Origin of the sequence: Sphingobium herbicidovorans (genome assembly GCF_002080435.1) — a bacterium.
GTDB lineage: Bacteria > Pseudomonadota > Alphaproteobacteria > Sphingomonadales > Sphingomonadaceae > Sphingobium > Sphingobium herbicidovorans.
Genome location: NZ_CP020538.1, coordinates 1,653,007 through 1,678,663 on the forward strand (window position 1 = coordinate 1,653,007; position 25,657 = coordinate 1,678,663).

Here is a 25,657-nt window from a genome sequence, read left to right on the forward strand (position 1 = left end):
GTAGCTAACTAAATGATGAGCGTCAATAATATGCGATCTTCCCGCTATTTCATTCACGCATTCAAATTCCGGGAGCTCCAAAAACCCCCGGAAATTCTCAATATCAGGCCCGCTTCGTCCCGGAAAACCCGGCCGCCCCAAACGCGCCCAGCTGCATCGTGCCGCTGATGCTGTCGCCGCTCACCTCGGCCTCGCAATCCATCGTCACCGGCATCGGCATTGTCATGTTCATCTTCCAGGTCAGCTTGTTGCCATCGACCTTACCTTCAGCGACGTCGAGCGAACCCATCATCCCGGCGAAAGTCCCATGGAAGCTGTCTCCTGAACTGATGACGGTCAGCACGCCCTTCTGCTCTCCCAGCGGCGTCTTCGCCACGCAATCATAGGCTCCATCGACTGCTGCCATATTCATTCTCCTTTGCGGCCCTTTAGTCGGCCAATGTTCCCATCTCGACCGGCAGGCCCACGGCGTCAAGCTGCGGCCGCACCAGTTTCGCGTCGCCCACGACCACCCAGATCAGCCGGTCTGGATTGATCGCCTCCCGCGCGGCCTTGTCCAGGTCGGCCGCGGTCATCGCCCGGTAGATCGCGGGCAGCTTTTCATAGAAGTCGTCCGGCCGTTCCAGCAGTCGATTGCGCATCATCGCGCCCAGCAGATCCGACGATGTTTCGAAGCTGCCGGGCAGCGACAGGATCTGGCTGTTGATTGTCTGGTTGCGTTCGGCCTCGCTCGTCCCCTTGCTCGTCAGAAAGTCGGCGATGTCCTGCCGCGCCGCAATGATCGATGCCCCCGTCTTGTCCGTCTGCACCGGCGCATAGACCAGAAGCGGCATCGTTTCCTTGACGCCGGGCAGGGTGCTTCCGGCGGAATAGGCCCACCCCTTTGTCTCGCGCAGGTCCATGATCAGACGCGATGTCGAACTGCCGCCGAGCACCTCATTCGCCGTGATCAGAGTCACCGGATTGTCGATGCCGCGCTTGTTGGTCAGCAGCCCGGCGAGGATCATCGACTGCGGGCTCTGCGGCTTATCGACCAATATGATCCGCGACGGCCGCATCATCCGGTCCATGCGGAACAGCTTGGTCCCCTTCGCGACATTCGGCGCTTTCCAGTCGCCAAACCGCTTTTCAAGCAGCGGCATGATCTCGGCCAGTTCCGTGTCGCCCGCCACGAAGATGGTGGCATTGTCGGGCCGCAGCCATCTGTCATGGAAGGCGACAAGGTCAGCGCGCGTCACCGCCTTGACTCCGCTTTCCGTGCCCGACCCGGTGAAGGGAATGCCATAGGGATGCGCCTGCCCGTAAAGCAGCGGCGGCAACAGGCGCTGCGCGATCGGCATGGGCGCAGTCTTTTCAGCGGCAATCCGGGTCAGCACCTGCCCACGCAGCCGTTCCACCTCCTGCGGGGCAAAGGCCGGGTTGCGAATGACATCCGCCAGCAGCCTCAGCGAAGCGTCAAGATTGGGCTTCAACGCATAGAGGCCGACGCTGCTCGTATCCATGCCGTTGCCCGCGCTGATCGATGCGCCCAGCCGCTCCTGCTCCTCGGCAATCTGGATCGAGTTGCGCGTCGTCGTCCCTTCGTCCAGCAGCGCAGTGGTCAGTCCTGCGGTGCCGAGCTTCGCCTTGTCGTCGGCGGCGTTGCCCGCATCGAATGACACCGACACCCGTATCACGGGCACCGTCGCCCGCCGCGCGAACACCACTGGAATGCCGTTCGTCAGCTTCGCATGCTCGACCTTCGGGAATTCCAGATCCTTGACCGGCTCGATGGCAGGCGCGGCGATACTCGTCGGCGCAGGCGGTGTCGCCGCCGCAGGCGCGGGCTTTTGAGGATCGCGGAAATAAGCGGGGCGATGCGTCGCATTGCCTGCCAGCGCATTATCTTCCGGGGACCGCTCGCCGGGCGCAACCGTCAATCGAAACACCGGCCGCCCCAACCATTTGCGAGCGGCTGCGCTCACCGATTGCGGCGTTGCAGCTGCGTAAAGAGCAAGGTCCTTCTTATATTTCCCCGGATCGTTGGAATAGACCGCTCCTTCGGCCAGCGTCACCGCTTTGCCGCTGAACCCGCCTACCTTTTCCAAGCCGCCGATGGTGCCGGAAAGCTGCCGCGTCGCCGCCCGCTGAACCTCATCGCTCGTAGGTCCCTTGGCCAGATAGTCGGCAAGCAGCTGGTCCAGCCGCTTGCCCACCGCTGCGGCATCCTGACCGGGCTTAACGTCCACCGTGATCTCCGCGATGGACAGCTTTTCAAAGGGCTGGACGTTCGCCTTGACGGCGACCGCGACCTTTTCGCCACGCACGAGGATGTTATCCAGGCGAGAGGATTTGAGCCCGCCAAATACCGACATTGCGAGGTCGAGCTGCGGCAGGTCCGCCGAATTGACGCCAGGGACGATCCAGTTGCGATAGAGCCGCGTGGCCGCGACATTGTCGTGCATCACCTTTTCGACGTCCTGCGGAAGGGTGGGGACAGTCGCATCCACATCCTTGGGCGCCGGGCCGGAGGGAATGTCGCCAAACCATTTTTCCACCTTGGCGCGAGCAGTGGGCGCATCAATGTCCCCGGCCAGCACCAGTACGGCGTTGTTCGGGCCGTAGTGCGTCTTGAACCAGTTCTGCACATCGGCAAGGCTGGCCGCGTTCAGATCTGCCATCGAGCCGATCGTCGAATGGCGATAGGGGTGCCCCTCCGGCAGCATGGCGGCCAGCTGAGCATATTCGACAAGGCCATAGGGCTCATTCTCGCCCATCCGCTTCTCGTTCTGGACGACCCCCCGCTGCGTATCCAGCTTGGCCTGCGTGACAGCGCCCAGCAGATGGCCCATGCGGTCCGCTTCCAGAAACAAGGCCCGGTCGAGCGCGCCTGTCGGCACCGTCTCGAAATAATTGGTTCGATCAAACCAGGTCGTGCCATTCCAATCTGTCGCGCCGATATCCTCCAGACGACCGAAAAACGGCCCGTCCGCATTTTCCGAACCGTAGAACATCAGATGTTCGAACAGATGCGCAAAGCCGGTCTTGCCCTTGGGTTCAAACCGCGACCCAACATGATACCAGACCGACACCGCGACCACCGGCGCCTTGCGATCGGTATGAACGATAACGCGCAGCCCGTTTTTGAGCGTGAACTGTTCATAGGGAATATCGACTGCCTCAACGAGGCTGGAAAGCGGCGCGGGCGAGGCCGCGACAGGCGCGGAGACCGCTTGCGTCATCGGAGCGAGCGCCAGCGAGGAAAGGCCAAGCGCCAGCATCAGCCGCCGCGAAAGGGGAAAAAACGTCATGAGCGCCTCATGAAATCAAGGGCATGCGGCCGCACGCCAAGCACGGGTGCAGCATAGCGAGGCGAGTTAGCGGCGCAATACGCATTCCGCTGGACAGGGGTGCAACGCACGATAACGTCATGTTTCAATCATGGAGAGGGTTCACCGCTGATGCGCCTCGACCGCCGGTTTTTTCTGGTTTGTTCATTCTTTTTCCTGATCCCCGGCCCCGCGCCTGCAGCGCAGGGTTCGCCTGCGGAAATCTCCTCTGACGAGATCCGCGCGGATATTGGCTTCCTCTCGGACGATTTGCTGGAAGGACGGGATGCGGGCACGCGCGGTTACGATCTTGCCGCGCGCTATGTTGCTGCACGCTTCGAAGCGCTCGGCCTGCGGCAGGCGGTGCGAGATAGCTGGTATCAGTCGGTGCCGCTTGTCGTCACGGAGTTGGACAAGCGGATGACGTCATCGCTTACCATTGGCGGCAGGCGGTTCGAAAATGGCGGCGACATCATCATCAGCGCCTTTGGCACCGAGCCTCGTCAAACCGTAGAGGCGCAGGCCGTGTTTGTCGGTTTCGGAGTGGCGTCAGCGCGCGAGAAGATCGACGATTATGCGGGTCTCGATCTGAAGGGGAAATTCGCGGTCGCCCTGTCCGGCGCGCCCGCCGGCTTGCCGAGCGAGATCGCCGCGCATCTGGCCGCCGAAAAGGCGGCAGCAGCGCAAGCCGCAGGCGCCATCGGACTCATCACCATCCCTAGTGAAAGCCTGCTGACGCGCACACCCTGGGCCAGATTGCGCGACCGCGCCACGGGACCGGCCGTCGGTTGGGTGGGAGCAGATGGCCGCAGCTTCAGCCGCACACCGGGCATCGTCGCGACCGCTTATGCCACCGCCACCGCCGCCGATGCTTTGCTGGCCGGAAGCGGCGCGTCACTGGCCGCAATCCGCAAGCAGGCGGCAAAGCGCAGGCCGCTGCGGGGCTTCCCGCTTCGCCCGATCGTCAGGCTGGAACGTAACGCCGCAGTCAGCACGGCAGCCAGTTCCAATGTGCTGGCGATGTTGCAGGGATCGGACCCGCAACTGGCGGACGAATATGTTCTGCTGATGGCGCATCTCGATCATCTAGGCATGCGCAAGGACGCCAAGGGGCTTCCCAGGATTTACAATGGCGCAATGGATAACGCGGCTGGCGTCGCGACCATGCTGGCGGTGGCCAAGGCCTTCGCACAAGACGGACGGCGACCGCGCCGATCGATCCTGTTCGCGGCCGTCACCGCCGAGGAAGACGGGCTGATAGGGTCGCAGTTCCTGGCGAAGCATCCGGTGACGCCGCCTGGCGGACGGGTGGTGGCAGTCATCAATCTGGACATGCCCATCCTGACTTATGATTTCCAGGACTTGATCGCCTTTGGCGCTGAACATTCAACCTTGGGGCCGATTGTCCAACGGGCGGCAGAGGCGTCGGGCATCGCACTATCGCCTGACCCGTTGCCGGACGAGGGGCTGTTCACCCGGTCGGATCATTATCGCTTCGTCCAGGAAGGTATCCCCGCCGTCTTCCTGATGACCGGCTTTGGCGGTTCGGGAAGGCAGGAGTTCCAGAAGTTCCTGAAAACCGATTATCATCAGCCGTCTGACCGGATAAACCTGCCCTTCCATTGGAACGCGGCGACCAGGTTCGCATACGTAAATTACGCCATTGCGCGGGACGTCGCCAATGCCGATCATGCACCCCAATGGTATTCAGGCGATTTTTTCGGGGATGAATTTGCGCCCGAAGCGCAAAAGGCGACGAAACGATGAGCATAGACTGAAGCATATTGGATGCGCCCCTTGTGTGGCTTTTCAGCAACACTACATGGCTGGCATGTTTGAGCCCGTGAGGATGACATGAATCTCGAGAAATTCACTGACCGCGCCAAGGGATTCCTGCAGTCGGCGCAAACCGTCGCAATTCGCATGAGCCATCAGCGCATAAGCCCGGAGCATCTGCTCAAGGCGCTGCTGGAAGATGAACAGGGCATGGCGTCCGGCCTGATCAAGGCTGCGGGCGGTGATGCTGCCGTGGCACTTCGGGAGACTGACGCGGCGCTGGCGAAGGTGCCCGCGGTGTCGGGCAGCGGCGCGCAACAGACGCCAGGACTCGACAATGACGCGGTCCGCGTGCTCGACAGCGCCGAACAGGTTGCGGCCAAGGCGGGCGACAGCTTCGTCACCGTCGAGCGGCTGCTGCTGGCCGTGACACTCGCCACCACCACCGCGGCCGGGAAGGCCCTGAATGCAGCTGGTTTGAAGGCCGAAGCGCTCAACGCAGCGATCAACGATCTGCGCGGCGGCCGTTCAGCCGATACGGCGGGCGCGGAAGATCGTTATGACGCGCTGAAGAAATTCGCCCGCGACCTCACGCAGGCGGCGAGGGACGGCAAGCTGGACCCGGTGATCGGCCGGGATGAGGAAATACGCCGCACCATCCAGATCCTGGCGCGCCGGACCAAGAACAATCCGGTCCTGATCGGCGACCCCGGCGTCGGCAAGACCGCGATCGCCGAAGGCCTGGCGCTGCGCATCGCCAATGGCGACGTGCCCGATACGCTCAGAGACCGCACGCTGATGGCGCTCGACATGGGGTCGTTGATCGCTGGCGCCAAATATCGCGGCGAGTTTGAGGAGCGGCTGAAAGGCGTGCTCGATGAGGTGAAGGCCGGTGAAGGCCAGATCATATTATTCATCGACGAGATGCACACACTGATCGGCGCGGGCAAATCAGAAGGCGCGATGGACGCGGGCAATCTGCTCAAGCCCGCCCTCGCGCGCGGCGAGCTGCACTGCATCGGCGCGACGACGCTCGATGAATATCGCAAATATGTGGAGAAGGATCCGGCGCTTCAGCGGCGTTTCCAGCCCATTTTCGTGGGCGAGCCGACGGTGGAGGACACCATCTCCATCCTGCGCGGGCTCAAGGAGAAATATGAGCTGCACCATGGCGTGCGGATCACCGACGGGGCAATCGTGTCGGCAGCGACGCTGTCCAACCGCTACATCACCGATCGCTTCCTGCCCGACAAGGCCATCGATCTGATGGACGAGGCTGCGTCGCGGCTGCGCATGGAGGTCGAGTCCAAGCCTGAGGAGATCGAGACGCTGGACCGGCGCATAATCCAGCTGAAAATCGAACGGGAAGCGCTCCGCAAGGAGACCGACAAGGCTTCGAAGGATCGTCTGGACGCGCTGGAAAGCGATCTTGCCAATCTGGAGCAGCAGTCCGCCGAACTGACGCAGCGCTGGCAGGCCGAGAAGGACAAGATCGCGGGCGAAAGCAAGCTGAAGGAGCAACTGGACGCCGCTCGGATGGAACTGGAGCAGGCGCAGCGGGCGGGCGACCTCGGCAAGGCTGGCGAGTTGGCCTACGGGCGGATTCCCGAACTGGAGCGCAAGATCGCCGAGGCGGAAGGCGCGACCGAAGGCGCGATGCTGCGCGAGGAAGTGACGAGCGAAGACATCGCAGGCGTCGTTTCACGCTGGACCGGCATCCCCGTCGACAAGATGATGGAAGGGGAGCGGGAGAAACTGCTCGCTATGGAGGAAGAGCTTGGCAAGCGGGTGATCGGACAGGCCGATGCGGTGAAGGCCGTATCGACCGCCGTGCGACGCTCGCGGGCCGGATTGCAAGATCCCAACCGACCGCTTGGCTCTTTCCTGTTCCTCGGGCCTACCGGCGTCGGCAAGACCGAATTGACCAAGGCGCTCGCCGGTTTCCTGTTCGATGACGATAGCGCGATGGTGCGCATCGACATGAGCGAGTTCATGGAGAAGCATAGCGTCGCGCGGCTGATCGGCGCGCCTCCGGGCTATGTCGGCTATGAGGAAGGCGGCGTCCTGACCGAGGCGGTACGGCGGCGGCCCTATCAGGTCGTGCTGTTCGACGAGGTGGAGAAGGCGCACAGCGATGTGTTCAACGTGCTGCTGCAGGTGTTGGATGATGGCCGCCTGACCGATGGGCACGGGCGAACGGTCGATTTCACCAACACGATCATCGTGCTGACGTCGAACCTGGGCAGCCAGTTCATTGCCGGGCTGGCCGACGACGAACCGGTGGAGAAGGTCGAGGATCAGGTGATGGAGATCGTCCGGAGCCACTTCAGGCCCGAATTCCTCAATCGTCTGGACGAGGTAATCCTGTTCCACCGCCTGGGCGCGAGCCATATGGCGCCGATCGTGGATATTCAGGTGGGGCGCGTGCAAAAGCTGTTGAAGGATCGCAAGGTGGTTCTGGACCTGACCGACGGCGCGCGGGCGTGGCTGGGCCGGGTAGGCTACGACCCAGTCTATGGTGCCCGGCCGTTGAAGCGAGCGGTGCAGCGTTACCTGCAGGATCCACTGGCCGACCTCATCCTGCGCGGCGAAGTCCCCGATGGCGTCAAGGTGCGCGTCGATGAGGGCGATGGCGCGCTGACGTTGAGCGTGGGGTGACAAGAAAAGGGCGGCAGTACGACTGCCGCCCCATTATGCGTCACCTGAGTGTTAGAATTTGACCGACGCACCGATAAAGAAGGCCCGGCCCAGTGGATCGTAGGTCGCGGGGAAAGTGTTGCCGCTGTTTTCAGCGGTGCCGCCATAGTCATTGCCGACGATAGGCGGCTTCTTGTCGAACAGGTTGTTGATGCCCCCACGCAGTTCAAAGCGTTCGGCGACACGAACCGTGCCGCTGAGATCGAAATAGCTCCGGGCCTTGATCACGGGAACCACATAGTCCGCCGGATCGGCGCCATTCAGCACGATATCATCCTTGGTGAGCTTCCCGATATAACGCCACCGCAGGAGCAGGCTGACCGGGCCATAATCCAGCTGGGTGTTCTGGATGAACTGCCACTTGGGCTGCGGACGCAGGCAAGTCTTGCCCACCAGTCCGACGCAATCATAGGAGGGGAAAATGTCGGCAGGCTGATCCTCTGCCTTGATAGCGCGCGTAGCATTGATACCGAATTGCAGGCGGGCATCATCGCTGATCTTGAACTGATAGGCGACGGCGAAGTCGATACCCGTCCGTTTCAAAGATGCCGCGTTGAGGGTGCTGGCATCGACGCCGGTTTCAGTACCACCGCTAAGCGCCCCATTGATCGGGTTGCGATTGATTAGCTGGCAGAAGAATCCGTTCGGGTCCTGCTCCTGTTCATAACAGGCATCGACGATGACCTGTTCAGAGAACTGGGTGATCGCATTCTTCACCTTGATGTTGAAATAGTCGATGGACGCTGTGAAGCCGGGCACCTGCCGGGGTTGGACTACAAGCCCAATGCTGTAGGTGTCCGATTTTTCCGGCGTCAGCGTTGGATTGCCGCCGACATAATTGTTGATCTGGCCCGCAATCGGGCCATTGACCGTTCCGATACGCCCGGCAGGTACGCCGGTGTCAAGGCACAACTGGGACAAGGCCGCATTGCCGACCGGGTTCGATCCCGCGCAAGGATCATTTTCCAGATCCCCCGTGCTGGAGGTTCGTGGTTCGCCCAGCTCGGCAAGATTGGGCGCCCGGACAGCGCGCTGATACAAGCCGCGGATGCGCACGCCTTCTGTCGGAACCCACTCGCCACCGGCCTTGTAGGTCCAGTTGGAGAAGCTATTTCCGAATGTTCCGCCAGTGACCAGGTTCGAAACATCACTGCTATATTTGGAATAGCGCAAGCCGCCTTCAAATGTCAGCGCCTCCGCAAAAGGCTTGTCTTCCAGCAACGGCACGCGAAGCTCACCATAGATTTCCTTCACCGTGTATTTCGCGTCGATGGGAGATTGCGCGCCGAAACCAGGTGAATTCCCCGCAATCAGGTTTGCATCAGGCCGCGAGATCGTCTTCTCGCGACGATATTCCAAGCCCACCGCAAATCCCGCTGCCGAGCTGGCGGTTGGCAAGGTGAATAAGTCTCCCGCGAGAAAGGCGCCTGTGACGAATTGAGTGGTCTTGTCATTTGCTTCAAGATCCAGCCGTATGAAGTCCCCAGCCTCTGGCGTCAGATTGCCTGCACCGAAGAGGTTGACCGGGACACAGCCATTGCTGGGATCGATACAGGTGGGCACGCCCCCCACGTCGCGCACCAGAAGGCCCTGCTGCGTCTTGGCGAAGTCGATGTCGTTCAAATATTGCTGCCGCCGTTTCACCTGGCCATATTGAGCAAACACTTCATAATTCAGGCTGTCGGTGATGTCCCCACGCAGCCCGCCGACGAACTGCAAGGCCTTGTTGCGATAAATGGAATCGCGTGTTCCCAGTTCAGTAGTACGACGACCGAAGGCGATATCCACATCCCCGTCCGCGTCGGTATCCAACGGCGCGAGCACGCTGCGCGCCTGATCCGAGAGGAACGGGTTATCCAGGTTCACCGTGAACGGGAAGAAGAACGTCCCCGACGGCGCGAGCACCGTCGTCACCTTGGTGTCTATATAGGAAACCCGGCCGAAGAAGCGCGCGGCGTCCGAAAATTCATACTTGAACAACGCATGCGCCTGATACCGTTCCTGCGGCACCTGAAAAAGATTGTAGGGATTGAAATTGAAGGAACCCTGCAACGGACCGAGATCACCATTGGGCGAAAATTGCGCGTAGCAGTTGCCGTCATCGATGTCGGCCTGCGAGCAGATGGTCGGAAAACTGTCCGAGATGTTGCCGGGCGTATCAGTCAGGCTGCCTGACGGTTGAAGGTCGGCCTGTCCGAGCGCGAAGCGGGAAAAACTGCGTCGCGCCTGGCTCAATGCGGCCTTCTTGGTATAGCCGCCATTGACGACCAAATGCCCTCGTCCGTCAGCAAAGCTGGTACCGTAGGTAAGGCTGGCATCGAAAGTCCGCGCATCGCCTCGACTGGTGATGCCGTATTGGACGTCGCCCTTGATCCCTTGAAACTCGTCATCGAGGATGAAATTGACCACGCCTGCGACCGCATCGGAGCCATAGACCGCCGATGCACCGCCGGTCACGACGTCCACGCGCTTGATCAGCGCCGCAGGGATCATGTTGACATCGACGATGCCATCTTTGTTGAAGGGAACGAAACGCTTGCCATCGACGAGGACGAGGGTCCGCTCTTCGGTAAGATTACGCAAGTCGATGGTGGCGGCACCCTCATTGCCATTGTTTGTCTGCCCACCAATGCCAGGAACAGCCTGCGGAATATCCCGCAGGACGTCTTCGACAGAAGTCGCACCCGACAGCCTGATGGTATCAGCCGAAACAACCGATATGGGAGAGTTAGAGGTCAGATCAGGCCGCGAGATGCGCGATCCAGTTACGATGATAGTTGCCTCTTCGGAAGCGCTGCTCTGTACAGGCGCCTCCTGAGCACCGGCAAGTGTCGGCGCGAACAATCCGGCACTTGCAAACGCGATCGCGGATACGGCTGCGCCATTGCATAACAATGTGCTCTTCATCGGTGTCTTCACAGTCCAGTCCCTTGCTCTGGAGCGGCGCAAGCAAGCCTGCGCCCTTTGTTGTCCACGCATGGAGAGGAGCATTAGGAGCCCGACAGCAAACCCCTCTTCATCCGTGCTGCGGCGCAGTCTGCGCAGTCGTTTTAAGAGTGTAACCCACATTTCCCAAGTAAGGCGCTGATTTCGCTGTCCTGACCATTATATTTCCTATATAAAACATGGTGTTGAAGGCTGCGAGGGGCGCGTTTCATGGATCACCCAGAGGGTGCGGGCTTGCAACGGGCAGATCGGGTGGATTTCGACCCTCGCGTGCGGCTGGAATTTCGCGGCACGCAGCTCAGTTCCGACGGCGGCCTTCTGGTGATGCGCGAGCTTGATGACGCGCTCGGGTTGTCCGATTTGGCGTCAGCGGCGCTGCGCGATACTCGCTCTGGCAAGAACACGGTCCATCGGCTCGACGGCCTGTTCCGGCAATCAGTCTTTGGGCGGCTGGCCGGATACGAGGATGTCAACGACGCCAACCGTCTCGCCTGCGATCCGGTCATGCGCCAAGTTGTCGGCGGCAGAGCGGTCGATGCACAAGCGGCCTCGGCATCGCAGATGGGACGGTTCGAGACCGAGACGCTGGCTCTGGCCGGGAACCGTGCCGCGCTGGCCGACCTGAACGGGCAATGGATCGACCGGTTCCATGACCGTAACGGGCTGAAGTACATCGTTCTGGACATGGACAGCTCGGTCAGCCCGACCCATGGCGACCAGGAAGGGTCCGCCTGGAATGGCCATTTCGACTGTAGCTGCTATCACCCCAACTTTCTGTTCAACCAGTTCGGGATGCTGGAACGCTGCGCCCTGCGCCATGGCAACGTCCACAGCGCCGATGGCTGGCGTGATGTTCTCGACCCCGTCATTGCGCGCTACGCGGAGCGCGACCTTGGTGGCAGGTTCTTCCGGGCCGATGCTGCCTACGCGATCCCGGCGATCTATGAGCGATTGGAAGAAGCGCGGTTCTTCTACGCCATCCGGCTGCCCGCAAACGCGGTCCTCAAGGACAAGATCGCGCATCGGCTAACGCGCCCTGTCGGGCGGCCGTCACTGACCAAGGTCAAGCGGTTCTTCGAGGAATTCGAGTATCAGGCGGCGTCCTGGGACAAGGAACGCCGGGTGATCGCCAAGATCGAATGGCATCCGGGCGAACTGTTCCCGCGTGTCGGCTTCATCGTCACCAACCTGCCGATGGAGCCGGACTGGGTGGTGCGGTTCTACAACCAGCGCGGCACCGCCGAGCAGCACATCAAAGAGGGCAAATACGCCTTTCGCTGGACGCGGCTGTCGTGCCGGAAGTTCCGCGACAATGAGGTGCGGCTGCAACTGCACGCCCTGGCGTACAACCTGGCCACCTTCTTGCGCTGCATCGAGCTGCCCGAGGCCATGGCCGACTGGTCGTTGACCAGCCTGCAACTGAAGCTGATCAAGATCGGGGCACGTGTGGTCCGTCACGCCCGCACCATCACCTTCCAGCTGGCCGAGGTCGCTGTCACCGGCACGATGGTACGCGCCATCCTCGCCGCTATCCGCCGATTGCGAGCGCCACCGCTATGCGCATGATCGCGATCCACGCTCAAACTGAACGAAAGCGGCTGGACAGATCTGTCCGCTGCGCTGAAAAACGCCGCCCCTGGGCAAGGAAACAGCGGCTTCGCGGTCTGATCCGTCCAGATCCAGCAGTCTGCGCGACCGCAGGTGCCGCTTGCGGCAGAAAATCCTTGTCTAGCGCTCGGATACAGGCGATCTTCACCTCAAACGACACGCCACTTGGGGAATGCAGGTTCTACACGCTCGACTATCGGTTTAACCTGCACCCGGTGGCTTGACACATGTACTTCGTTCTTCAGGCGATGGACCGCCCGGACGCGGGTGATATTCGCGCGCAAACGCGCGAGCGCCACGTGGCTTATATGTCGGGCGGCGAACTTCCGGTTCGGGTCATCCTTTCCGGGCCATTGATGGACGAGGCGGAGGAGAAGGAGGTCGGCTCGCTCATCGTGGTTGAAGCTACGAATCGGCACGATGTCGAGGAATTCTCCCGAAATGATCCCTACCGAAAGGCCGGGCTTGTCGGTGCGATCTTGATCTTGCCGTGGCGCTGGACCCGCGGCAACCCCGACCGGAGGAACTGATATGACCTTGCAGCTTTTTACCTGGCAGACGCCGAACGGGCGCAAGATTTCCATCATGCTCGAAGAGCTGGGGCTGGGTTATGAACTGCGGCCGATCAACATCCTAAAGGATGAGCAATTCTCGCCGGACTTTCTAGCGAAGAACCCCAACAACAAGATCCCTGTGATCGTCGATCCCGATGGCCCCGGAGGTGAGGAACTGGTGCTCTTTGAGTCCGGCGCCATTCTGGTTTATCTGGCACAGAAATACCGAAGCGAGCTACTGCCGTCCGATCCACGCGCGCAGGCAATAACCTTGCAATGGCTGATGTTCCAGATGGGCGGCGTGGGCCCGATGCTTGGGCAACTCCATCACTTTCGCAGATATGCTCAAGACCAGGAATATTCGCTCGGGCGCTACCAGAAAGAGGTGGAGCGAATCTACGGCGTGCTTAACAAGCGGCTGCAAGATTCAGCTTATATCGCGGGGGACGGGTATACTATCGCCGATATCGCCACCTATCCCTGGCTCGCGCGCAACCCGCTTCACAACATCGATCTTGAAAAGGTACCAAATCTCAAGCGCTGGTACGATCACGTTGGTGCACGCCCCGCCGTGCAACGCGGAATGAACATACCGGAAGCAGGTTGAGAGAGTCATGCTTCGAGTTTTAGGAAGGCGCAGCTCCTCCAATGTCCAGAAGGTCCTCTGGCTCCTGGACGAGTTGGATATACCGTTCAGCCAGGAAAATTTCGGCGGCGAATTTGGCGGGAACCGCGACCCGGAATATCTTGCCGTGAATCCCAATGGCGTCGTGCCGACGTTGATAGACGAAGGCAACGCGATCTGGGAATCCAACACCATTCTCCGCTATTTGTGCAATTCGCGCGGACCCACCTCGCTTTATCCCCAGGACCCGATCGACCGGGCAATGGTCGAGCGCTGGATGGACTGGCATCTTGCCGCCTTGAACAAGTTCATGTCACAGCTTTATATCGGCATCGTCAAAACTCCGGAAGCCGAGAGAGACCTGCAGGCTTTAGACCGGGCGCGCATGGAGTCGCAGCGCTGCTTTGCGCTACTAGACGATGCCCTTGCACAAAATTCCTACCTTGCTGGCGATGCATTTTCGCTCGCCGATATTCCCTGCGGAATCATGGTCTATCGCTGGATAGCTCTCGGGTTCGCCAGGGATTCGGAGCAGCCCAATCTTCGTAGGTGGGCCGACCGTCTCGCGGAACGGCACGCCTATCGCAAGAACGTCATGGTCGGCCTTGGCTGACCGGAATCAGAAATCAAACAAACGGAAGGGCTGCCAATGACGGTTGCTGACGAGAAAACCCTGGAAATCCTCTTCACAGAGGCACGTTCTCAGAATGGCTGGACCGACCAGGTGGTAACGGATGCGGAACTTCAGGAGGCATATGATATCGCCAAATGGGGACCGACCTCGATGAATATCCATGTAAAGCAGCGTCACGGAACAGCGTGCAATTTGCTGTTGCACTGTCGTAAATTTGCCACATCATTTCTGAATGTTACTTTTGGGGCATTTGACAACTTTATGACGTTGACGAGACATCCGCCGAACTTTGCTTCTGATGTTTGCGGAAACGGTGTGGAAAAATTGCGCAGGGTGACAGGGTCAGCAGTGGCCCAGGGCTGACGACAACGGGTCGCCGGCCGGCGCCCTAGCGATGCCGGTCTGGCAGTCGCCAGGCACGCCCAGATAGATATGTGGTGCGATCCAAGGTCTGAAATGCACCGCAAACGTGCAGGCGCAACAGACGGGCTGGTCCGGTTAGTGCCCCCGCGCCTTCAACTCCGCTCGGGCAGAGGCTTCGGCGGTGGCGTAGGCTTCCTGCCGGACAATGCTCCAGTAGCGAAGATCGTCGAGCGAGATCTTCTGGCCAGTGACGGCGCAGACAACATGATCGCCCGCCTGCAGGACGCGGAAGCTATAGGCCATATAATGCAGCCGGGCCGGGCGGTCACGGTTGGACATCAGCATGGGTCAGCGACCTTTTCCATTTTCGAGCGCATCAGGAAAACAGATCCTGTTGCCGGTCTTCTGCGCCGTGCTGCGAGTTGCGGGGCGCACGGGATGAAGCGGATATAGATTGGCTTTGCGGCTTCTCAAGAGGTTTGGCAGGCGCCCCACCCTCCACCACCGCTCCGACGGCGCCGTCGTCGAAATGAAGCGAGACCGCACCGGCTGCGCGCGCGTCGGTGACTGTCTTGATAAGGCGCGCGCCCGCCATCACCCGCGCAAATCCGCGCCGGAGCGGAAGGTCGGGATTAACCGAAGCAAAAAGGCGGGCGAGGCTATCGAAAGCCGTAACCTGGGCATGAAAAACGCGGGTCAAATAATCCGGGCGCAGGCGCAGGCGGTCGAGGCGCTCCTTCCCCCGGTTCAGATATTGCCGCAAGAGAGCAGGGCGAAGCGCACCGCCGGCCTGCCCAAGATGCGCACGGGCGTCTGCGACGCGATGGCGCAGGCAATTGCCCAGATTGTCGGATAGCTGGTCCAGCCGCTGGCGTTGTGGCGCAAGCAAGGTGTCGGGCGTCGGCATCAGACGGACCTGCATGTCCAGCCGCTCGCGCGCTTGCGCCGCGCTCCGCCGCACGGCGCGGTTCATGCGCAAGCCTTGCTCGGTCAGCATGGCCATGAGGTCGGCCCGGACCGGCACGGCCAGTTCAGCTGCGGCGGTGGGCGTCGGCGCGCGCATGTCGGCAGCATGATCGCACAGCGTCGTGTCGGTCTCATGCCCCACCGCCGAGATGATAGGAATCGAACACTCCGCCACGGCGCGCACCACGATTTCCTCGTTGAAGCTCCAGAGGTCCTCGATCGAACCGCCACCGCGCGCGACGATGACAAGGTCTGGCCGGGGCAGCGGACCCCCGGGCTTCATGTCTGAAAAGCCACGAACCGCACGCGCGACCTGCTCGGCAGCACCCTGCCCTTGCACCAACACGGGCCAAAGAAGAACATGGGTCGGGCAGCGGTCTTCGAGACGATGCAGGATGTCGCGAATGACTGCGCCGGTGGGGGATGTGACGACGCCAATTGTACGGGGCAGGAAAGGCAGGCGACGTTTCCGGTCTCTGTCAAAGAGCCCCTCGGCAGCGAGTTTCTGCTTCAACTTCTCCAGCAGCGCCATCAGCGCGCCTTCGCCCGCAAGCTCCATGCGGTCAATGACGATCTGATATTTGGAGCGCCCCGGATAGGTAGTCAGTTTGCCAGTGGCGATCACCTCTACCCCGTCCTGCGGCGAGAAGGGCAGTCGTGCGGCTCCGCCCTTCCACATCACGCCGTCGATGACGGCATTATCGTCCTTGAGGCAAAGATAAAGATGCCCCGAAGCCGCGCGCTTGAAACCCGATATTTCACCGCGCAGGCGGACATGGCCGAAACGGTCCTCGACCGTGCGCTTCAACATGGCCGACAATTCGCTCACCGAAAGCGGCGGTGCGTTGTCCCCCGCCCGTTCCTCCGCTAACAGGCGGCCCGACGTACCGAAACCAGCTTCATATTCCGGGGACATGGGCGAAATGAACATCCTTTTGTTGGGCAGCGGCGGCCGCGAACATGCTCTGGCCTGGAAGCTGGCGCAATCGCCAACACTCACGACCCTTTATGCAGCACCGGGCAACCCCGGCATAGCCCAGCATGCGACGTTGGTCGATCTGGATGTCACGGATCATCGCGCGGTGGAGGATTTTTGCCTGCGCCATGCAATCGGTCTGGTAGTGATCGGGCCGGAAGCCCCCCTCGTTGACGGCCTCGCTGACAATCTGCGGGTGAAGGGCTATCCGGTTTTTGGCCCGGGCAAGAAGGCAGCGCAGCTGGAGGGGTCGAAGGGCTTCACCAAGGACCTGTGCAAACGGGCGAACATCCCTACCGCAGGCTATGAGCGCGTCCACAGCAAGGATGGCGCGATCGCGGCGCTGCCTGACTTCGGACTTCCTGTCGTGATCAAGGCCGATGGTCTGGCCGCAGGCAAGGGCGTCATCATCGCGGAAACGCAGGATGAGGCGCTGGCGGCGCTGGACACCATGTTTTCCGGCGCGTTCGGCGCTGCGGGCGAGGAAGTGGTGCTGGAGGAGTTCATGAGCGGGGAGGAGGCGAGCTTCTTCGCATTGACCGATGGCAGCGCCATCCTGCCATTTGGCTCCGCGCAGGATCACAAGCGGGTGGGCGACGGCGACACCGGCCCCAATACGGGCGGCATGGGCGCGTACAGCCCGGCGCGGGTGCTGACGCCCGAACTGGAAGCCGAAGTGATCGAGAAGATCATCCGGCCGACGGTCGAGACGCTGGCGGCCGAGGGGACGTCCTATTCAGGCGTGCTCTATGCCGGGCTGATGCTGACGGACGAAGGTCCAAAGCTGATCGAATATAATGCGCGCTTTGGCGACCCGGAGTGCCAGGTGCTGATGATGCGCTTCGACGGCGATCTGGTCGAACTACTGCTGGCAGTGGCCGAAGGGCGGCTGGCGGATCAGGGGGCCGTGGCGTTGGCTGACCGGACGGCGCTGACCGTGGTGATGGCCGCGAAGGGCTATCCGGGGACGCCGGAAAAGGGTGGCGCGATTGGCGGCATCGAAGCGGCGGAAGTGGGCGGCGCACGCATCTTCCATGCGGGGACGGCGGAGAAGGACGGCAAGCTGGTCGCCAATGGCGGTCGCGTTCTCAACGTCACGGCAACGGGAGACAGCGTTGGGGCGGCTCAGGCGGCAGCCTATCGGGCGGTGGATGCGATCGACTTCCCGACTGGCTTCTGTCGCAGGGACATTGGCTGGCGCGAGATAGAGCGCGAAGCACGCTGACACTCTTGCTTCAGCCGGCAGATCGCCCTTAAATGCCCTGGATAAACAGGGAGGACCGGTTGATGCAGCAGTTTTTCATTGATTATGGCCTGTGGCTGCTAGTCGCGCTGCTGATCTTGATCGGCGTTGTCTTCCTGCTGACGGGCCGCAAGAAGACCGTGGACGCGCCGGTGGTCGAGCACCCGGCGGAAGTCGAGCGGCGGGATATCGCTCCTCCCCCACCGATCCGGGAAAACATTGCGGCCGAACCGATCGCAGCGCCAGTGGCCGAGGCCGAACCCAGGATCATGCCCGCTGCCGTTGAGTCGGCTCCCGCCTCCTCCAGCATGTCGTCCGACGAGCCTGATAATCTGCTGAAGCTCAAGGGCGTGGGGCCCAAGCTGAACCTGCTGCTGATCGAACTGGGCGTCACCCGTTACGCGCAGATCGCAAGCTGGAGCGATGCCGATATCGCCGCGATCGACGCCAAGCTGGGCAATTTCAAGGGACGCCCTGTGCGCGACCAATGGGTCGATCAGGCCAGATATCTGGCTGCTGGCGACTTGGCGGGATACGAAGCCAAATATGGGAAACTGTGAGTCAGGTCTGACCCCGGTGGCTCGATGACTGGACAGGCTGAGCGCTAACCTTTTAGCCAGCTATCGCGGGCGCCGTTTTAGCCCGCATCGGGCGCGACCTTGCCGGATCGGTCCCCAGCAGCAAGGCGGCAACAGGTCGCTGGGCGGCAAATCGGCTCGCAACTGCCAGCAACAGGATTGATAGCGCCAGCGTGGCCAGCGGGCCAATGCCGGTCAGCATCACCGATCCCATAACCAGCGGATGCCACAAATAGAAGAAGAGGCTATCGCGCCCGATCGCATCGATGGGCGCGTTGTGAAGACCAAGCCCCGACAGGACGGGCAGCAGGGCGATCAGACCCAGGCACATGAGCAAACGCGCCGGGACATACGCCAGTTCTTTCCCATCGACGTAAAGACCGGACCACCAAATGAAACCAAACACAGCGGAGAGCAGCGCCGGCAACAGAGCGCCTTTAGGAAACGTCCGTTCGGCAAGCAGCATGCCGAAGAAGAAATAGATGGGATATTGCAGGAAGCGGCTGTCCGGCGCCAGAAGGCCGCCGTAAACCGGACCATGGCCGAGGCCAAAATTATACATGACCGCCAGGCTGACGGGCGTTGCCATCGCTAGCAATACCAGCGGCGAAAAGGGCAGCAATCGAGTGACCAAGATCAGGAAAAAAAGGACCGGCACATACCAAAGATGGAAAGGCGGTCGCAGCAACAGATCGAGCGGCGTAGTCCAGGATATCGGCCAATGGCCCGCGATGACATAAACGAGCATCGCGATCGTCCAGGGGACCAGCATGCGCTGCCCATAACGGGACAGCAATTCGGCTGATCCGACGCTCCGCACCCGAGTGACGTTGAGCAGATAGCCGGAAATGCCCATCATCAACGGCATCCGAAAACCCGATCCGACCCATAGAGCAAGATGGCGCGCTTCCGCCAGTTCCATGGCGTGACCGGCCATGACGAGCAGCATCAGCGCGCCCTTCAGCAGGTCGATGGATGAATTTTTCGCCACCTGATATCTTTCCGCACTGGCTTCATCGGAATGATATCGTCGCAAGCCTTCTCTTCTGGTTAATCAGTCGCGGCCCGGTCTCTCCCTAGCCTGATTCCGTTCTCGCGCACGGGTGCTAGTCGCGCCCCAGCAATTCCCGGACGCGGGGCGCAAGTCGTTGGGTCGCGGCGGCATGGATGCCGGGCGCCGTGCACAGCAGGCCCAAGGCAGTGGGCTCCGGTCGGTTGAAAGACAACTCATCGCCGAGCGCATCGGTGACGATGGCGCCAGCCTCCTGCGCTATCAGGGCAGCGGCGGCGACGTCCCATTCATTGCCCCAGCGGACGGTAGCGACGATGTCGGCTTCGTCAGCGGCGACCATCGCCATGCGCAGCGCAATGCTGTTGGGCTTGTGCACGGCCACCAGATCGCGGTCATGGCGGGGCAGTTGATCGGCAGGCACGCGTGCGCCGGGTAGCATCGCGCGCGTGCCCGCCTGCAAGACACGGCCGTTCCGGGTCGCGCCCTTCCCTGCCTGAGCGAGCCAGAGTTCGTTACGCGCTGGAGCCGCGAGAATGCCGATGCGCACCGAACCATGTTCGACCAGCGCTACGGATACGGCCCAACCCGGACGGCCGCGCAGATAGTCGCGGGTGCCGTCGATCGGATCGACCACCCAAACCCGCGCCAAGTCCAAACGATGGACGGTGTCGGCGGTCTCTTCCGACAACCACCCGGCCTCGGGATCGATACGACCGAGACTCTCACGCAGCATCTCATCTATTTCGAGGTCCGCCTCACAAACAGGATGGCCGGGCACCTTTTCCCATTGGCGCACCTGAGTCTGGCCGCCCGCCCAGAGGGTGAGCGCGCGGTCAGCAGCGTCCGATACCGCGCCAACCAGCGCGCGCAGGTCGACCTCAGCCTCCGGCAACGGTCATCCCGTCGATGCGGATGGTGGGCACGTTCATGCCATAGCGGAAAATAAGGTCATTCGCCGGGATGAGGGCGCGGAACATGTCCTTCAAATTGCTGGCGATTGTGATTTCCGACACGGGGCGGGTGATCGCCCCATCTTCGATCAGGAAACCGGCGGCGCCACGACTATAATCGCCAGTAACGCCGTTAACGCCCATGCCGATCAGTTCGGTGACGTAAAGACCACGCTTTATGTCGGCCATAAGTTGCGCGGGCGAAAGGCTGCCCGGCTCCATATGGACATTCGTGACACCCGCGCCCGGCGCGCCGCTACCACCTCTGCTGGCATGGCCGGTAGGTTCGAGGCCAAGCTGGCGAGCAGAGGCGCTATCGAGCAGCCATCCCGTTAATACACCTTGGTCGATCAGCGCGCGGCGGGCGACGGGGAGCCCTTCGCCATCGAAGGGGCGCGAGCGCATGCCACGTTGGCGCAGTGGATCGTCGATGATGGTTATGGCGCTGTCGAACAGTGCCTGTCCAATCGAGTCGAGCAGGAAGCTGGACCGACGCGTGATCGCAGGGCCAACCATCCCGCCGATCAGATGGCCCATGATGCTGGACCCGATGCGCCGGTCAAAGACGATCGGCAAGACTCCGCTTTCCAGCTTGGCCGGGTTCAGACGGGCGACAGCCCGCTCACCTGCGCGGGCGCCGATGATAGCAGGCTTCTCCAGATCATCGAGATGACGGACGCTATGGCTGGCATGATCGCGCTGCATGTTCGCGCCGGCGCCTGCAAGTACGCTGGCCCATGTGGAATGACTGGTGCCCGCATAGGCCCCCGCAAAGCCGTGGCTTGTGGCGAGCGCAATCTGACTCCGGCCGTTGGATGCGCCTCCCCCTTCGCTGTTCGTGACGCCGGAGACGGCGCGCGCGGCTTCCTCCACCTCCAGGGCACGTTCGCGGAGCAAGGCCGGTTCGGGGTCGCTGGGATCGGCAAGGTCAAGCGCGGGGAGCGCGTCGCGCAACAGCCGGTCCTCCGGAGCAAGGCCGGCATAAGGATCCTCGGGCGCCTCGCGCGCCATGGCGATGCAACGATCGACCAGCGTGCCGAGCGTCGCGGCGTTCATATCCGATGCGGCGATGCTGGCGGAACGCTGGCCGATGAATATGCGCAGGCCGATCTCCTCGCCTTCCGACCGCTCGACATCCTCAAGAGCGCCCAGGCGGACCGCCACGGTAGTGGATGCGTTGCAGGCGTAGATGGCGTCGGCAGCGTCAGCCCCCGCCCTGCGCGCCGCCGCCACCAGATCCTGGGCGCGGGACTGGGCTTCTTCTAGGCTGAGCATGGGTGCGGGGCGTTCCTGCTAAGGGTTCGGGCCTTGGGCCTTACGCGCTTGGTTCGGAGGGGGCAACCTGCGCATCGACCCAATATTTGAGCAGATGCCAGGCGACAGCCATCGGCTGCGGACAGATGAAGGGCGCGTTGATATCCTTTGCCAGCGCGGCGCGGACGCCATCGACGTTGCACCAGAAAGCATGCTCGATCTCGGTTTCGTCGAGCGCCAGCGCATCATCGTCGGCCTGCGCGATGCAGGCGATCATCAGCGAAGAGGGAAAGGGCCAGGGCTGGCTCGTCACATAGCGAATCGAATGGACGCTGACGCCCGCTTCTTCCTTGATCTCACGGGCAACGGCCTCTTCGATCGTCTCCCCCGGCTCGATGAACCCGGCAAGAGCGGAATAAAAGCCCTGCGGCCAGCTATGCTGTCGGCCCACCAGAACACGGCCGCGATGTTCGGCGAGCATGATGACCACCGGATCGACGCGAGGAAAATGTTCAGCGTCACAGGTGCCGCATCGGCGCGCCCAGCCTGCCTTTTCTGGTCGGGTGCCCGCGCCGCATACCGAACAATAGGGATGGCGTCCGTGCCAGTGGACCAAACTGCGCGCGGCGCCGTAAAGTGCAACTTCGTCGGCGGGCACTTCGGCGACGATCGAGCGGCTACGCGGGCTGGGCACGAAATTGCTGCCCACCTCGGCGGCAAGGCGGACAAAGATGGGCCGTTTCCCTGCCTCCAAGCCGAGCAGAAGATGATCCCCGACCTGTGCTTCCGGGCCGATCGGCTCCATCAGCAAGTGGCCATCGAGAGTGACGGGATCGAGTCCGTCAAGGACCAGGCAGCGCGCGTCCGGCGAGGCGAAAGCCTGGGCCACGAGTTCCGGTTTCACGCGAATATGGTCTGCTCGGTCGAGCCGTCCGCCAACAAAGCCGAGCTGCTCAGGGGCGGAGTTTTCAAGGCCGGGCATGCTGTGCGCTCTCCTTCATTACCGCGTCCGCGGCACGGCGGAATAGGGTAGGCAGTCCCGCATCCCCGATCCGGGCGAGCGGCCACCACTCGCCTTCCCCCGGCGGCTGACAGTTTTCCGTCACATGAGCGACATGGACAGTCAACGCCAGCGAGAAATGGGTGAAAATATGGGCCACGGGAGCAGCAAGCGCACGCCACTGAGCGGTCATAGGCGGGGTGGGGTCAGGAGCGGCTTCCCAATCAGACGAAGGCAGCGCGCGCATGCCGCCAAGCAGGCCCTTTGCCGATCGACGAACCAACCAGACATGACCGTCCGGACGCTCGATCCACCAGCCATGGCCAAGACGATGCGGTCTGATTTTCTTGGCGGCTTTGACAGGGAAGGCGGCGGGATCGGCCGTGAGCACAGCCGCGCAGTCGGTGCGCAGGGGACAAATGCCGCAGGCGGGCGCCCGTGCCGTGCAGATGGTCGCACCAAGATCCATCACGGCCTGGGCGAAGTCACCCGCGCGGGTTTCAGGCGTGATGCTGTCAGCCGCTGCACGAATGGCGGGCCGGGCGTTGGGCAGCGGTATGTCAATGGCGAACAGCCGGGCAACGACCCGCTCGACATTGGCATCGACGACCACCGCTCGACGACCAAAGGCAATGGCAGCGACAGCGGCGGCGGTATAGGCCCCTACTCCGGGAAGATCACGCAGGCCATCTTCCGTATCGGGAAAAGCGCCGTCACGCTCGTTCGCGACGGCGCGGGCGCAAGCGAGGAGATTGCGGGCGCGGGCATAATAACCAAGTCCGGCCCAGGCAGCCATGACGTCAGCATCATCCGCTGCAGCAAGGGCTTCAACGCTGGGCCAGCGCTCCGTGAACTTCGTGAAATAGGGGATGACTGCGGCGACCGTGGTCTGCTGAAGCATCACCTCGGACAACCATACACGATAGGGGTCGGCGGCATTGGCGCCCGGTGGCGCGCGCCAAGGCAGACGACGCGCGCGGACGTCATAATGCCCCAGCAGATCTTCCGCTATTTTCTTGGTGTTCCCCTCGACGCGCATGGCTGCCCTATGCCATTAAGCGGACGATGACGGAACGCCCCGCAGCACCCAAATTGAAAAGCCGCCCTGCCGCAGCCGCAGAGCGTCCGCGCGTAGGCGGACCCAGGCAGATCGCCGACCTTATGCCGCAGATCGGCGCGGCGGCTTTTCGCAAGTTCGGCTTCGTGCAATCCAGCATCGTCACCCGCTGGGCCGAGATCGTCGGAGCGCATTATGCGGAAATATCCGAACCCGAGTCGATCCGCTTTCCTGTCGGCAAAAAGGCGGGCGGCACCTTGCAACTGACAGTCATGAGCGGCCACGCCCCGATGGTGCAGCATGTGCTGCCCGACATCATTGACAGGGTGAACCGTTTCTTTGGCTATGCCGCCGTCGCCAAGGTGACGATGAAGCAGGGCCAGGTGCATCGGTCCTCCCCCGAACGCAGGCCTCCGCCGCGCAACTTGAAGCCGATGCCGGTCGAACTGGGTGACTCGCTGCGGGATATCGGGGATCCGGAACTGCGTGCGGTGCTTGAATCGCTCGCACAGGGGCTTGCCAATTCCAGTGGCTTGCCGAAGATCAGTTAAAGAATGGCCGGGCGCATTTCCGGATAGGCCCGGCGCGAATTCAACAGCCGTACAGGGGCGGCGCCTCAATGGACTATCGCATGACGAAATTTCGATTGGCCGTCCTCGCCCTTGCCGTCTCGCCCGGCGTCCTGATTGCGGCGCCCGCCACCAACTGGATCAGCCGCGTGGCCCTGTCGCCGATCGGCGGACATGTGCTGGGCAATCCGGCTGCTCCAACCAAGCTGGTCGAATATGTCAGCTACACTTGTTCCCACTGCGCATATTTCGTTGGAGAGGCGAGTGCGCCGTTGAAGGCGAACTATGTGAAGGGCGGCAAGGTCAGTGTCGAGGTGCGCAATGCGGTGCGCGACAAATATGACCTGACCGCTGCACTGCTCGCGCGCTGTGGTGGAACCGCCCGCTTCTTCGGCAATCATGAGGCGCTGTTCGCCAATCAGGAAGCCTGGATGACGCAATTGCAGGCCTATGACCGGGGCGCGGCCAAGCCCTCCGAACAGGTCGCGGCACTTCGCGATATCGGACGAAATACGGGGCTCTACACGCTGATGGGCAAGCGCGGCTTCACGCCTGCGCAGTTGGACGCCTGCATCGCGAACCCGGGGGCGATGAAGCAGATTTTGGCGATGACGGACGAAGCATGGAACAAGATCAAGATTGGCGGCACGCCAGCATTCACCGTCAACGGTGCGATTGCGGGCGGATCAAGCTGGGCGACGTTGCGCGATGCATTGCCCGCCGTCGCACAGTGAACTAAACCCCCATCATCCTGAAGCTCGACAATCGGAGCCCTGCCGCAGTGAAAGCCTTTTCCGGACTTGCCATGATCGCCCTGTCGCTGACCCTTTCGGCCTGCGGGCAAAAGGACGCGACCAATTCCACCGCTGGCGAACCGGTCGCCGCTGTTGCCGCACCCGCGGGAACAAGCTGGTCCGCCACGGTCACGCAGACCCCCGAGGGTGGATTCGTGATGGGCAACCCCCAGGCGAAATTGAAGCTGGTCGAATATGCGTCCTACACGTGCAGCCATTGCCGCGATTTTGCGGTCGAAGCTTCCGAGGAAATCCGCAAGATCGTCGATAGCGGCAAGATGAGCTACGAGCTGCGCAACTTCGTACGCGATCCTATCGATATTTCGACGGCCCTGCTTGCCCGTTGTGGCGGCAAGGACGTCTTCTATCCGATCAGCGATCAGTTTTTCGCAAACCAGAATGCGATGTTCGAACAGGCGCAGGGTCTGGGCGATGCCAAATATCAGCAGCTGATGAGCGCGCCACCGGCACAGCGGTTCGGCCTGCTCGCCGAAGCGGTGGGTCTTCTCGATTTTGCCAAGCAGCGCGGTATCGCCGAGGATCAGGCGAAGCAATGCCTGGCCGACACCGCTGCTGCCGAGAAGCTGGCCAAGGGCGTCGAAACGGCCAGCAGTCAGTATAAGATCGAAGGCACGCCGACCTTCATCCTCAACGATGTGAAGATCGACGATGTCGCTACTTGGGCGGCCTTGCAGCCCAAGTTGAAGGAAGCGGGTATCTGATTGAAACGAGGGGGGCGGACAATCT

22 protein-coding genes are annotated in these 25,657 nt (G+C 61.8%); 12 read left to right on the forward strand and 10 right to left on the reverse strand.

The genetic code is table 11. The features are described from left to right. Positions 1-103 precede the first annotated feature (103 nt). On the reverse strand, positions 104-406 hold the full coding sequence (locus tag B6S01_RS07985; protein WP_037465447.1) for a hypothetical protein: 303 nt from the start codon (positions 404-406) through the stop codon (positions 104-106). A gap of 22 nt (positions 407-428) precedes the next feature. After that, positions 429-3,290 carry a M16 family metallopeptidase gene (locus B6S01_RS07990; RefSeq protein ID WP_037465419.1) on the reverse strand — a complete coding sequence of 954 codons (2,862 nt, stop codon included), beginning with the start codon at positions 3,288-3,290 and terminating at the stop codon, positions 429-431. Positions 3,291-3,440: 150 nt separating this feature from the next. Between B6S01_RS07990 and B6S01_RS07995 the strand changes: the two genes are divergently transcribed. Together B6S01_RS07995 and clpB are read left to right on the forward strand one after the other, a co-directional pair. Continuing rightward, positions 3,441-5,075, forward strand: coding sequence for a M20/M25/M40 family metallo-hydrolase (locus B6S01_RS07995; protein WP_037465422.1), 1,635 nt, complete (start codon positions 3,441-3,443; stop codon positions 5,073-5,075). An 87-nt stretch (positions 5,076-5,162) separates the two neighbouring features. Beyond that, positions 5,163-7,742: an ATP-dependent chaperone ClpB gene (gene clpB, locus B6S01_RS08000; protein WP_037465425.1), complete on the forward strand. Its 2,580-nt coding sequence runs from the start codon at positions 5,163-5,165 to the stop codon at positions 7,740-7,742. A 51-nt stretch (positions 7,743-7,793) separates the two neighbouring features. Here the strand turns inward: clpB and B6S01_RS08005 are convergent, their stop codons facing one another. After that, entirely contained in the window at positions 7,794-10,850 is a 3,057-nt protein-coding gene (locus B6S01_RS08005; RefSeq protein WP_081570343.1) for a TonB-dependent receptor, read from the reverse strand. An 87-nt stretch (positions 10,851-10,937) separates the two neighbouring features. Between B6S01_RS08005 and B6S01_RS08010 the strand changes: the two genes are divergently transcribed. From B6S01_RS08010 to B6S01_RS08030, 5 genes are all read left to right on the forward strand, one after another. Further along, positions 10,938-12,293, forward strand: a complete 1,356-nt coding sequence (locus B6S01_RS08010) for an IS1380-like element IS1247 family transposase (protein ID WP_006473457.1) — start codon at positions 10,938-10,940, stop codon at positions 12,291-12,293. A 269-nt stretch (positions 12,294-12,562) separates the two neighbouring features. After that, complete coding sequence (locus tag B6S01_RS08015) at positions 12,563-12,865, forward strand: YciI family protein (RefSeq protein WP_037467959.1); 303 nt, start codon at positions 12,563-12,565, stop codon at positions 12,863-12,865. 1 nt (position 12,866) lies between these two features. Then, positions 12,867-13,496, forward strand: coding sequence for a glutathione S-transferase family protein (locus B6S01_RS08020; protein WP_037467957.1), 630 nt, complete (start codon positions 12,867-12,869; stop codon positions 13,494-13,496). A gap of 7 nt (positions 13,497-13,503) precedes the next feature. Next, positions 13,504-14,127, forward strand: a complete 624-nt coding sequence (locus B6S01_RS08025) for a glutathione S-transferase family protein (RefSeq protein ID WP_037467955.1) — start codon at positions 13,504-13,506, stop codon at positions 14,125-14,127. 36 nt (positions 14,128-14,163) lie between these two features. Continuing rightward, a complete protein-coding gene (locus tag B6S01_RS08030) occupies positions 14,164-14,511 on the forward strand; it encodes a nitroreductase family protein (protein WP_081570344.1) in 348 nt (115 codons plus the stop codon). A 135-nt stretch (positions 14,512-14,646) separates the two neighbouring features. On the opposite strand, the gene B6S01_RS08035 is transcribed toward B6S01_RS08030, so the two are convergent. Further along, a complete protein-coding gene (locus B6S01_RS08035; RefSeq protein WP_037466191.1) occupies positions 14,647-14,856 on the reverse strand; it encodes a DUF2093 domain-containing protein in 210 nt (69 codons plus the stop codon). A 31-nt stretch (positions 14,857-14,887) separates the two neighbouring features. After that, positions 14,888-16,393, reverse strand: coding sequence for an exodeoxyribonuclease VII large subunit (gene xseA, locus B6S01_RS08040; RefSeq protein WP_037466189.1), 1,506 nt, complete (start codon positions 16,391-16,393; stop codon positions 14,888-14,890). Between the two features lie 7 nt (positions 16,394-16,400). Between xseA and purD the strand changes: the two genes are divergently transcribed. Continuing rightward, positions 16,401-17,678: a phosphoribosylamine--glycine ligase gene (gene purD / locus B6S01_RS08045; RefSeq protein WP_037466218.1), complete on the forward strand. Its 1,278-nt coding sequence runs from the start codon at positions 16,401-16,403 to the stop codon at positions 17,676-17,678. Between the two features lie 62 nt (positions 17,679-17,740). Further along, a complete protein-coding gene (locus tag B6S01_RS08050; RefSeq protein WP_037466216.1) occupies positions 17,741-18,256 on the forward strand; it encodes a hypothetical protein in 516 nt (171 codons plus the stop codon). Between the two features lie 52 nt (positions 18,257-18,308). On the opposite strand, the gene B6S01_RS08055 is transcribed toward B6S01_RS08050, so the two are convergent. The 5 genes from B6S01_RS08055 to B6S01_RS08075 all read right to left on the reverse strand — a co-directional run bounded on the left by B6S01_RS08055 (position 18,309) and on the right by B6S01_RS08075 (position 23,529). Continuing rightward, positions 18,309-19,265, reverse strand: coding sequence for an acyltransferase family protein (locus tag B6S01_RS08055; protein ID WP_037466214.1), 957 nt, complete (start codon positions 19,263-19,265; stop codon positions 18,309-18,311). A gap of 115 nt (positions 19,266-19,380) precedes the next feature. Further along, positions 19,381-20,178 (reverse strand): inositol monophosphatase family protein, encoded by a 798-nt coding sequence (locus tag B6S01_RS08060; RefSeq protein ID WP_037466187.1) that lies wholly within the window; start codon positions 20,176-20,178, stop codon positions 19,381-19,383. Then, entirely contained in the window at positions 20,165-21,511 is a 1,347-nt protein-coding gene (locus tag B6S01_RS08065; protein WP_037466184.1) for a TldD/PmbA family protein, read from the reverse strand. The genes B6S01_RS08060 and B6S01_RS08065 overlap by 14 nt, the downstream gene beginning before the upstream one ends. A gap of 40 nt (positions 21,512-21,551) precedes the next feature. Then, on the reverse strand, positions 21,552-22,472 hold the full coding sequence (gene nudC, locus B6S01_RS08070) for an NAD(+) diphosphatase (protein WP_037466182.1): 921 nt from the start codon (positions 22,470-22,472) through the stop codon (positions 21,552-21,554). Further along, positions 22,459-23,529 (reverse strand): A/G-specific adenine glycosylase, encoded by a 1,071-nt coding sequence (locus tag B6S01_RS08075; protein ID WP_037466179.1) that lies wholly within the window; start codon positions 23,527-23,529, stop codon positions 22,459-22,461. Before B6S01_RS08075 ends, nudC begins: the two co-directional genes overlap by 14 nt. Positions 23,530-23,555: 26 nt before the next feature. On the opposite strand from B6S01_RS08075, the gene B6S01_RS08080 reads away from it, so the two are divergent. The 3 genes from B6S01_RS08080 (at position 23,556) to B6S01_RS08090 (ending at position 25,632) form a co-directional block, all read left to right on the forward strand. Further along, positions 23,556-24,098 (forward strand): DUF721 domain-containing protein, encoded by a 543-nt coding sequence (locus B6S01_RS08080; protein WP_037466177.1) that lies wholly within the window; start codon positions 23,556-23,558, stop codon positions 24,096-24,098. A gap of 80 nt (positions 24,099-24,178) precedes the next feature. After that, a complete protein-coding gene (locus tag B6S01_RS08085; RefSeq protein ID WP_037466212.1) occupies positions 24,179-24,850 on the forward strand; it encodes a thioredoxin domain-containing protein in 672 nt (223 codons plus the stop codon). Between the two features lie 47 nt (positions 24,851-24,897). Beyond that, positions 24,898-25,632 (forward strand): thioredoxin domain-containing protein, encoded by a 735-nt coding sequence (locus tag B6S01_RS08090; protein WP_037466175.1) that lies wholly within the window; start codon positions 24,898-24,900, stop codon positions 25,630-25,632. The last annotated feature ends 25 nt before the right edge of the window (positions 25,633-25,657 follow it).